The sequence below is a fragment of the Nocardioides sp. genome, from assembly GCF_051876515.1.
Lineage (GTDB): Bacteria > Actinomycetota > Actinomycetes > Propionibacteriales > Nocardioidaceae > Nocardioides.
Genome location: NZ_JBJEHY010000158.1, coordinates 1 through 8844, shown reverse-complemented (window position 1 = coordinate 8844; position 8844 = coordinate 1). Strand labels below are relative to the sequence as shown.

General features: G+C 71.2%; 8 protein-coding genes. 6 read left to right on the top strand and 2 right to left on the bottom strand.

All coding sequences use genetic code 11. From position 1 onward, the window contains the following. The 3 genes from ACI379_RS12025 to ACI379_RS12015 all read left to right on the top strand — a co-directional run. A partial coding sequence (locus ACI379_RS12025; RefSeq protein WP_439792328.1) for a transcriptional regulator occupies positions 1 to 1226 on the top strand: 1226 nt, incomplete at its 5' end. A 102-nt stretch (positions 1227 to 1328) separates the two neighbouring features. Beyond that, positions 1329 to 2852: an acetaldehyde dehydrogenase ExaC gene (gene exaC, locus ACI379_RS12020; RefSeq protein WP_439792327.1), complete on the top strand. Its 1524-nt coding sequence runs from the start codon at positions 1329 to 1331 to the stop codon at positions 2850 to 2852. 73 nt (positions 2853 to 2925) lie between these two features. After that, positions 2926 to 3294: a DUF779 domain-containing protein gene (locus ACI379_RS12015; protein ID WP_439792326.1), complete on the top strand. Its 369-nt coding sequence runs from the start codon at positions 2926 to 2928 to the stop codon at positions 3292 to 3294. Positions 3295 to 3513: 219 nt separating this feature from the next. Here ACI379_RS12015 and ACI379_RS12010 read toward each other — a convergent pair whose 3' ends face one another. Further along, positions 3514 to 3945, bottom strand: coding sequence for a nucleoside deaminase (locus ACI379_RS12010; RefSeq protein WP_439792329.1), 432 nt, complete (start codon positions 3943 to 3945; stop codon positions 3514 to 3516). Positions 3946 to 4034: 89 nt separating this feature from the next. On the opposite strand from ACI379_RS12010, the gene upp reads away from it, so the two are divergent. The 3 genes from upp to pntB all read left to right on the top strand — a co-directional run bounded on the left by upp (position 4035) and on the right by pntB (position 7867). Further along, a complete protein-coding gene (gene upp, locus ACI379_RS12005; protein ID WP_439792325.1) occupies positions 4035 to 4676 on the top strand; it encodes a uracil phosphoribosyltransferase in 642 nt (213 codons plus the stop codon). Positions 4677 to 4883: 207 nt separating this feature from the next. After that, on the top strand, positions 4884 to 6413 hold the full coding sequence (locus ACI379_RS12000) for a Re/Si-specific NAD(P)(+) transhydrogenase subunit alpha (RefSeq protein WP_439792324.1): 1530 nt from the start codon (positions 4884 to 4886) through the stop codon (positions 6411 to 6413). Between the two features lie 2 nt (positions 6414 to 6415). After that, entirely contained in the window at positions 6416 to 7867 is a 1452-nt protein-coding gene (gene pntB, locus ACI379_RS11995) for a Re/Si-specific NAD(P)(+) transhydrogenase subunit beta (RefSeq protein ID WP_439792323.1), read from the top strand. Between the two features lie 171 nt (positions 7868 to 8038). Here the strand turns inward: pntB and ACI379_RS11990 are convergent, their stop codons facing one another. After that, positions 8039 to 8722 (bottom strand): hypothetical protein, encoded by a 684-nt coding sequence (locus tag ACI379_RS11990; RefSeq protein ID WP_439792322.1) that lies wholly within the window; start codon positions 8720 to 8722, stop codon positions 8039 to 8041. Positions 8723 to 8844 lie beyond the last annotated feature (122 nt).

Sequence of the window (8844 nt, the reverse complement as noted above, 5' to 3'; positions counted from 1 at the left end):
CCATGTCCGGCGACGCGATGCGTGCCGAGGTCGCCGACTCCTGGCACCTCTCAGCAGCGTCGGGGGTGGACGCGGAGACCGTGGCCGCGCCGATCACCCTCGACGGCAGCGACCTGCGTGACCAGCGCCGCGCGCACCCGCTGGCGCGGGTCTTCCCGCTCCTCGACGACGTCCTCGGCCAGGCCGCCCGCGACTGCGGGGCCGTGATGGCGGTCAGTGACGCCCAGGGGCAGCTGCTCTGGCTCAGCGGCTCGCACGCCTCGCTGCGCGCCGCCGAGTCCATCGGGTTCGTCGAGGGCTCCAACTGGGACGAGCGGCTCGCCGGCACCAACGCCCCCGGACTGGCGCTGCGGCTCGACCAGTCCGCGCAGGTCCGCGGCGCCGAGCACTTCCGGCGTTCCGTGCACGAGTGGTCGTGCGCCGCCACCCCCATCCACCACCCCACCTCGTCCACGTTGCTGGGCGTCCTCGACATCACCGGCGGCGACGCGATCGCCGTCCCGCAGACGATGGGCATGGTCCGGGCGGCCGCCCGCATGGCCGAGGCCGAGCTCGCCCGCGACCTGTTGGTCCGCGACGCCCGCAGCCGGGACGGCGAGTACGCCGAGCCGCCCGCCGGCCGGACGGGATCCCTCGACGTCGTCATCGAGACCCTCGGTCGCCACGAAGCCGTCCTCACCGTCGACGACGGTCGCGGACGTCGCACGCCGCTTCGCCTCTCGCCGCGGCACAGCGAGATCGCCCTGCTGCTCGCCGCGGCCCCGCGGGGGCTCTCCGGCGACGAGCTGGCCGTGCTCGTGTACGAGGACGACGGCGCCTCCTCCACCCTGCGCGCCGAGATGAACCGGCTCCGCAACCTCCTCGGCGACCTCCTCGTCTCCCGGCCTTACCGCCTCGACGCGGGCGTCACGGGCGACTGGCTGGCGCTCGAGGCGATGCTGTCGGCCGGCGACGTACGACGCGCCCTGCAGGACTACCGCGGCCCCGTGCTGCCGCGCTCGACCGCGCCCGGAGTCGTACGCCTGCGCGAGGGCCTGCACCACAGCCTGCGTGCGGCGGTGCTGGCCAGCGGCGAGGCCGACCTCATGTCGACGTGGACCAGGTCGGCGTGGGGGACCGACGACTACGAGGTGTGGCAGGCGCAGCGGGTCGCACTCGGGCCGACCTCGCCGATGCGGGTGCTGGTCGACTCCCAGATCGCCCGCCTCGACCGCGAGCTGGGGTAGGTCTCGACCGGCCCGAGGGCGGTGGCGCCAGCGCTGCAACGTGGCTGCAACGTTCGCGAACCTAACGTGACGGGCATCACATCCTCTGACCACGGAGCAGCCATGACCGTCTACGCCCAGCCCGGATCCGCCGAGTCCTCCATCGAGGTCAAGTCCCGCTACGACCACTACATCGGCGGCGAGTGGGTCGCCCCGGTCAAGGGGGAGTACTTCGAGAACATCAGCCCCGTCAACGGCAAGCCGTTCACCGAGGTCGGCCGCGGCACGGCCGAGGACATCGAGGCCGCCCTCGACGCCGCGCACGCCGCCGCCCCGGCCTGGGGCCGTACGTCCCCCGCGGAGCGCGCCAACGTCCTCAACAAGATCGCCGACCGGCTCGAGGCGAACCTCGCCGACCTCGCCGTGATCGAGACCTGGGACAACGGCAAGGCGGTCCGCGAGACCCTCAACGCCGACCTCCCGCTGGCCATCGACCACTTCCGCTACTTCGCCGGCTGCATCCGCGCCCAGGAGGGTGGCATCTCCGAGGTCGACGAGTCGACGTACGCCTACCACTTCCACGAGCCGCTGGGCGTGGTCGGGCAGATCATCCCGTGGAACTTCCCGATCCTGATGGCCGTGTGGAAGCTCGCGCCCGCCCTGGCTGCCGGTAACTGCGTCGTCCTCAAGCCGGCCGAGCAGACCCCGTGGTCGATCCTCAAGGTGTTCGAGCTCGTCGGCGACCTGCTGCCGGCCGGCGTGGTCAACGTCGTCAACGGGTTCGGCGTGGAGGCAGGCAAGCCGCTGGCCTCGAGCCCGCGCATCGCCAAGATCGCGTTCACCGGCGAGACCACCACGGGCCGCCTGATCATGCAGTACGCCAGCCAGAACATCATCCCGGTGACGCTCGAGCTGGGCGGCAAGAGCCCGAACATCTTCTTCGACAACGTCGCCTCCGAGCGCGACGCCTTCTACGACAAGGCCCTCGAGGGCTTCACGATGTTCGCGCTCAACCAGGGTGAGGTCTGCACCTGTCCCTCGCGCGCGCTGGTGCAGCGCTCCATGTACGACCAGTTCGTCCCCGACGCGATCGAGCGGGTCAGGGCGATCAAGCAGGGCAACCCGCTCGACGACACCGTGATGATGGGTGCCCAGGCCTCCAACGACCAGCTCGAGAAGATCCTGTCGTACCTCGACATCGGCAAGGCCGAGGGCGCCAAGGCGCTCACCGGCGGCGAGCGGCTCGTCCTCGACGGCGACCTCGCGGAGGGCTACTACGTCCAGCCGACCGTCTTCGAGGGCAACAACGCGATGCGGATCTTCCAGGAGGAGATCTTCGGTCCCGTGGTGTCGCTGACCTCGTTCGACGACGAGGCCGACGCGCTCAAGATCGCCAACGACACGCTGTACGGCCTCGGTGCCGGCGTGTGGACCCGCGACGGGTCGCAGGCGTTCCGGGCGGGCCGCACCATCCAGGCCGGACGTGTCTGGACGAACTGCTACCACGCCTACCCGGCGCACGCGGCGTTCGGCGGCTACAAGCAGTCCGGCATCGGGCGTGAGAACCACAAGATGATGCTCGACCACTACCAGCAGACCAAGAACCTGCTGGTGTCGTACAGCCCCGACAAGCTCGGCTTCTTCTGAGCCGTCGCACCCCGACCTCCCGGCGGGCCGGGCCACCACCGGCCCGCCGGGAACACCAACCCAGGAGGCACCCGTGTCCCGTGTCGACGTCACCGAGGCGGCCGCCGCGCTGCTGCGCAGCCTGACCGAACGGCACGGGCCGGTGATGTTCCACCAGTCCGGCGGCTGCTGCGACGGGTCGTCCCCGATGTGCTACCCGGACGGCGACTTCATGCTGGGCGACGCCGACACGCACCTCGGCGACCTCGACGTCGGCCTCGAGCGCGCCGTACCGGTGTGGATGTCGAAGGCGCAGTTCGAGTACTGGAAGCACACCCACCTCACCATCGACGTGGTGAAGGGGCGCGGCGCCGGGTTCAGCCTGGAGGCGCCCGAGGGCGTGCGGTTCCTGATCCGGTCGCGCCTGCTCACCGACGAGGAGCTGGCGGCCTTCGACGACTGACCGGCCGTGACCGTGCCCGGCGCCCGGAGGGGGGACGCCGAGCACGGAGCTCACTCAGCGGCACCCGGGGCCGGTCGAGGCCAGCACGACGCATCGACGGGCGGACATGTCACTCACCTCGGATCAACCGGGTCGGCGCGGGACCGCCGGCCCGGTACTCCTCACGCTACGCCTGCCGGAGGGCCTCCGGGCGCCCGCGGGCCGTGAGGTCGGACACCTTCACCGGTGCCCGGCGAAGAACCCCTCCAGCAGGGCCGTCGACTCGGCCTCCAGCACGCCGGCGACCACCTCGGGCCGGTGGTTGAGGCGCCGGTCGCGCACCACGTCCCACAGCGACCCGACGGCGCCGGCCTTGGGGTCGTACGCCCCGAACACCAGCCGCCGCACGCGGGAGAGCACGACCGCCCCGGCGCACATCGTGCAGGGCTCCAGGGTCACCACCAGGGTGCAGCCCTCCAGCCGCCACTCGCCGCGCGCCCGGGCCGCCTCGCGCAGTGCGACGACCTCCGCGTGGCCGGTCGGGTCGGCGTCGGCCTCGCGCACGTTGCGGCCGGTCCCGATCACGGTCCCGGAGGCGTCGAGGACGACCGCGCCGATGGGCACGTCGTCGGTCGCGGCAGCAGCCCGCGCCTCGGCCAGGGCCAGGCGCATCGGGGCCTCGAAGTCGCGTGCGTGCACGGGGCCATCCTCGCAGGGCCCGTGGGTTCCGGGGTTCCCGCTCGCCGGACTACCCTCGTCCCATGCGCCTGCACGTCGTGGACCACCCGCTCGTCGCCCACAAGCTCACCGTCCTGCGGGACCAGCAGACGGACTCGCCGACGTTCCGTCAGCTGACCGACGAGCTCGTCACCCTCCTGACGTACGAGGCGACCCGGGAGGTGCGCGTCGAGGAGATCCAGATCCAGACGCCCGTGGCGCCCACGACGGGCATCCACATGGCCACCCCGCGGCCCCTGGTGGTGCCGATCCTGCGCGCCGGCCTCGGCATGCTCGACGGCCTGATGCGTCTCCTGCCGCTCGCCGAGGTCGGCTTCCTCGGGATGGTCCGCAACGAGGAGGACCTGACGGTCTCCACGTACGCCGAGCGTCTGCCCGAGGACCTCTCCGGGCGCCAGTGCTACGTGGTCGACCCGATGCTGGCCACCGGCGGGACCCTGGCGGCTGCGATCAAGTTCCTCACCGACCGCGGAGCCGACGACATCACCGTCATCTGCCTGCTGGCCGCGCCCGAGGGCGTCGCGCGCCTCGAGGCCGAGCTGGAGGGCCACGAGGTCCCCGTGACCGTGGTGACCGCCTCGCTCGACGAGAAGCTCAACGAGAAGGGCTACATCGTGCCCGGGCTCGGTGACGCGGGTGACCGTCTCTACGGTCTCGCCCACTGACCCAGCCCCTCGGGCCGGAGCCGGCCCGCACGCTGGTCGGCCCCGTCCGGCCAGCGGGACCCCGCGTACTGCGAAACCGTCTGTGACACCGCCCGTTGAGCGGGAGTCGCACCGCAGTCCCGGTGGTGTGATCAGGGTCACCTGAGACCGCGACCCGCCGCGGCCGGTGCCGAGTACGTTGCTGACATCACACACCGAGGAGGAACAGTGCGAATCGGCATCCCGCGCGAGTCCCGGCCAGGGGAAACCCTCGTGGCCGCGACCGCGAAGACCGCCGAGCAGCTCAGCAAGCTGGGGTACGACGTCGTCGTCGAGTCGGGGGCGGGTCTCTCCGCCGACCAGACCGACGCCGCGTTCGTCGCCGCAGGTGCTGAGGTTGCCGACGCCGCGACCGTCTGGTCGAGCGACGTGGTGGTCAAGGTCAACGCTCCCGACGACGCCGAGATCGGGCGTCTGCAGCGCGGAGCGACCGTCGTCAGTCTGATGGCCCCGGCCCGCTCCCCTGAGCTGGTCGAGAAGCTGTCCGCTGCCGGCGTCACCGCCCTGGCGATGGACGCGGTGCCCCGCATCAGCCGCGCCCAGTCCATGGACGTCCTGTCGTCGATGGCCAACGTCGCCGGCTACCGCGCCGTGATCGAGGCGGCCCACGAGTTCGGCCGCATGTTCACCGGCCAGGTCACCGCCGCCGGCAAGACCGCGCCCGCCCGCGTCTTCGTCGTGGGTGCCGGCGTCGCCGGTCTCGCCGCGATCGGTGCCGCGTCGTCGATGGGCGCCGTCGTGCGCGCGTTCGACGTACGCCCCGAGGTCGCCGAGCAGGTCGAGTCGATGGGCGCTGAGTTCGTCAAGGTCGAGATGGAGCAGGAGGTCTCCTCCGACGGCTACGCCAAGGAGATGACCGCCGAGCAGGAGGCCGCGACCGCCGCGATGTACGCCGAGGAGGCGCGCAACGCGGACATCGTCATCACCACCGCGCTCATCCCGGGCCGTCCCGCGCCCAAGCTGGTCACCGCCGAGACCATCGCCGCCATGGAGGGCGGCTCGGTCATCGTCGACATGGCCGCGGCCAACGGGGGCAACAGCGCCCTGACCGTGACCGACCAGCGCGTCGTCACCGACAACGGCGTCGTCATCCTCGGCTACACCGACCTCGCCGGTCGCCTGGCCGCGCAGACCAGCCAGCTGTACGGCACCAACATCGTCAACCTGTTCAAGCTCCTCACCCCGGGCAAGGACGGACAGGTCGTCCTCGACTTCGAGGACGTCATCCAGCGCGGCATCACCGTCGCCCACGACGGCGCCTCGATGTGGCCGCCGCCGCCCGTGCAGGTCTCCGCCGCCCCGGTCGCCGCGCCCGTCGCGGCCGCCCCGGTCAAGGAGGAGAAGAAGCCGGTCGACCCGCGCGTCAAGCTGTACGGCGTCGCCGCCGGCGCGGTCGCGTTCGGTGCGCTGTCGATGTTCATGGGCGGTGAGCTGCTGACCCAGCTGACCGTGCTCATGCTGTCGGTGTTCGTCGGCTACTACGTCATCTCGAACGTCGCCCACGCGCTGCACACCCCGCTGATGGCCGAGACCAACGCCATCTCCGGGATCATCCTGGTCGGCGGCATCCTGCAGGTCGGCAGCGACAACCTCCTGGTCACGCTGCTCTCCGTGGTCGCGATCCTGGTCGCCAGCATCAACATCTTCGGTGGCTTCCTGGTGACCGTCCGCATGCTCGAGATGTTCAGGAAGGACTGAACGTGGACTTCCTGACCTCTGACAAGCTGTACGGCCTGATCCAGGGCGCGTACGTCGTCGCCGGCATCTGTTTCATCGCGGCGCTGGCCGGCCTCTCCAAGCACGAGACCGCCAAGCGGGGCAACCAGGCCGGCATCGCCGGCATGGCGATCGCCCTGGTCGCCACCGTCCTGCTCGCCCTGCGCGACCAGGAGATCCTGTCCACCTTCGACGCCGGTCGCGGCGTGTGGGTGACGCTGCTGCTGATCCTCGTCCCGATCGCCATCGGTGGCGTCATCGGTGCCCGCAAGGCCAAGACGGTCGAGATGACCGGCATGCCCGAGCTGGTCGCGCTGCTGCACTCGTTCGTCGGTCTGGCCGCCGTGCTGGTCGGCTTCAACTCGTACCTGGTGCACCCGCAGGGCATCGACGCCGCGCACGGCGTCGAGATCTTCCTCGGCGTGTTCATCGGTGCGGTGACGTTCACCGGCTCGATCGTGGCCAACCTCAAGCTCAGCGCCAAGATGAAGTCGTCGCCGCTGGTGCTGCCGGGCCGCCACTGGCTCAACCTGGCCGTCATCGTGATCTCGCTGGTCCTCATGGTGTGGTTCATGAACTCCACCGGTGGCGCCGAGTACATCGGTGCCGTGCCGCTGGTCGTCATGACCGTCCTGGCCCTGTTCCTCGGCTTCCACCTCGTGGCGGCCATCGGCGGCGGCGACATGCCCGTCGTGGTGTCGATGCTCAACTCGTACTCGGGCTGGGCGGCGGCCGCGGCCGGCTTCATGCTGGGCAACAACCTGCTCATCATCACCGGCGCGCTCGTGGGTTCCTCGGGTGCGATCCTGAGCTACATCATGTGCAAGGCGATGAACCGCTCGTTCGTCTCCGTGATCGCCGGCGGCTTCGGCTCCGACGGTGCCGTGACCGGCGAGGCCCGCGACTACGGCGAGCACCGCGAGGTGCAGGCCGAGGAGGTCGCCGACCTGCTCGCCGGTGCCAAGTCGGTCGTCATCACGCCCGGCTACGGCATGGCGGTGGCGCAGGCCCAGTACCCGGTCGCCGAGATGACCCGCAAGCTGCGCGAGAAGGGCGTCGAGGTCCGCTTCGGCATCCACCCCGTCGCGGGTCGCCTGCCGGGGCACATGAACGTGCTGCTCGCCGAGGCGAAGGTTCCGTACGACATCGTCCTCGAGATGGACGAGATCAACGACGACCTCGCCGAGACCGACGTGGTGCTGGTCATCGGCGCCAACGACACGGTCAACCCGGCCGCGCTGGAGGAGCCGAACTCGCCCATCGCCGGCATGCCGGTGCTCGAGGTGTGGAAGGCCCAGGAGGTCATCGTCTTCAAGCGCTCGATGGCCACCGGCTACGCGGGCGTGCAGAACCCGCTGTTCTTCAAGGAGAACAGCCGCATGCTGTTCGGCGACGCCAAGGACCGCGTCGACGACATCGTCAAGGCACTCGGCTGACCCGAGCCGCCCACGCCGGGCCCCCATCCGTACGGGTGGGGGCCTGTTGCGTTGCCGGTCCACGTAGCCGGACAGGAGAAGTGGGCGTCAGCGGCCCTGATCGGCCCCCTTCCGGGCCAATCATCCTGTCCGGCTACGTGGGTGTGCCCGGTGGCCGTCCCGGACGGGGAATCAGCGCAGGGGTGCCAGCCGGGCCAGCAGCCGGAGCAGGGCCGGGGGAGTGGCGTACGTACCCGCCCTGGCGTCCTCGCCGGGAGCGGTGGCGAGCACGTCGTCCGTCAAGCGGCTGCGTCGGCAGCCGAAGTCGTCCACGGCGACCCAGTCGTAGGTGTCCCCCGTCCTCAGCGCGAGCAGCCAACGACCGCCGATGTCGTCGAAGCAGGCCTGGAGCGGATCGCTCGGCTCCAGACTGGTGACCAACTCGCTGACGCGCGCCGCTCGGGCCGGGGCCAGCTCGCGCACCTGTCCGGTCCGGTCCCAGCGGAGGTGGATGCCGTTGCCGGTCTTCGCCGGGCCGTCCTCGACCGCGCGGTACCGGCAGAGCGTCACGGTGGTGGCCGGAGCCCCCACCCGGACTGTCGCGGCTCCCGGCTCGTCGGGGCCGAAACCGTGGTCGTCGGCGGGATCCGCCAGCGAGGCGGGGCACGGACCCTGCTCGGCCCCCGCTGGTCCCGCGTCGACGCGCTTCACCATTGTGGGCGCGGCGCTCGTGGGCGCGGAGGTCGGTTCCCGGTCGTGGGTCTCCCCGCTCGCGCAGCCGCCGAGCACGAGGGCGGGGACGAGCGCGAGCGCCGGGACGCGCGTGCGTGGGGCGGCCCACCGCAGGACGGCGGACAGGGTGGGGCGCTGGACCATCGTGACCTCCTGGGGTGTGACTGCTGCCGCGCTTGGGACGACCCGATGGCGGCGAGGGTTCCGTCGCGCAGGTCACCCCAGCGGGTACTCCTCCAGCACCTCGTACCGAGGACGGCCCCGCG

What these genes read in the sequence shown, in the direction of transcription:
- exaC (WP_439792327.1), top strand. Translation starts at nt 1,329, where the DNA reads ATGACCGTCTACGCCCAGCCCGGATCCGCCGAGTCCTCCATCGAGGTC.
- ACI379_RS12010 (WP_439792329.1), bottom strand. Translation starts at nt 3,945, where the DNA reads ATGCGCCTGGCCCTGGCCGAGGCGCGGGCTGCTGCCGCGACCGACGAC.
- upp (WP_439792325.1), top strand. Translation starts at nt 4,035, where the DNA reads ATGCGCCTGCACGTCGTGGACCACCCGCTCGTCGCCCACAAGCTCACC.
- ACI379_RS11990 (WP_439792322.1), bottom strand. Translation starts at nt 8,722, where the DNA reads ATGGTCCAGCGCCCCACCCTGTCCGCCGTCCTGCGGTGGGCCGCCCCA.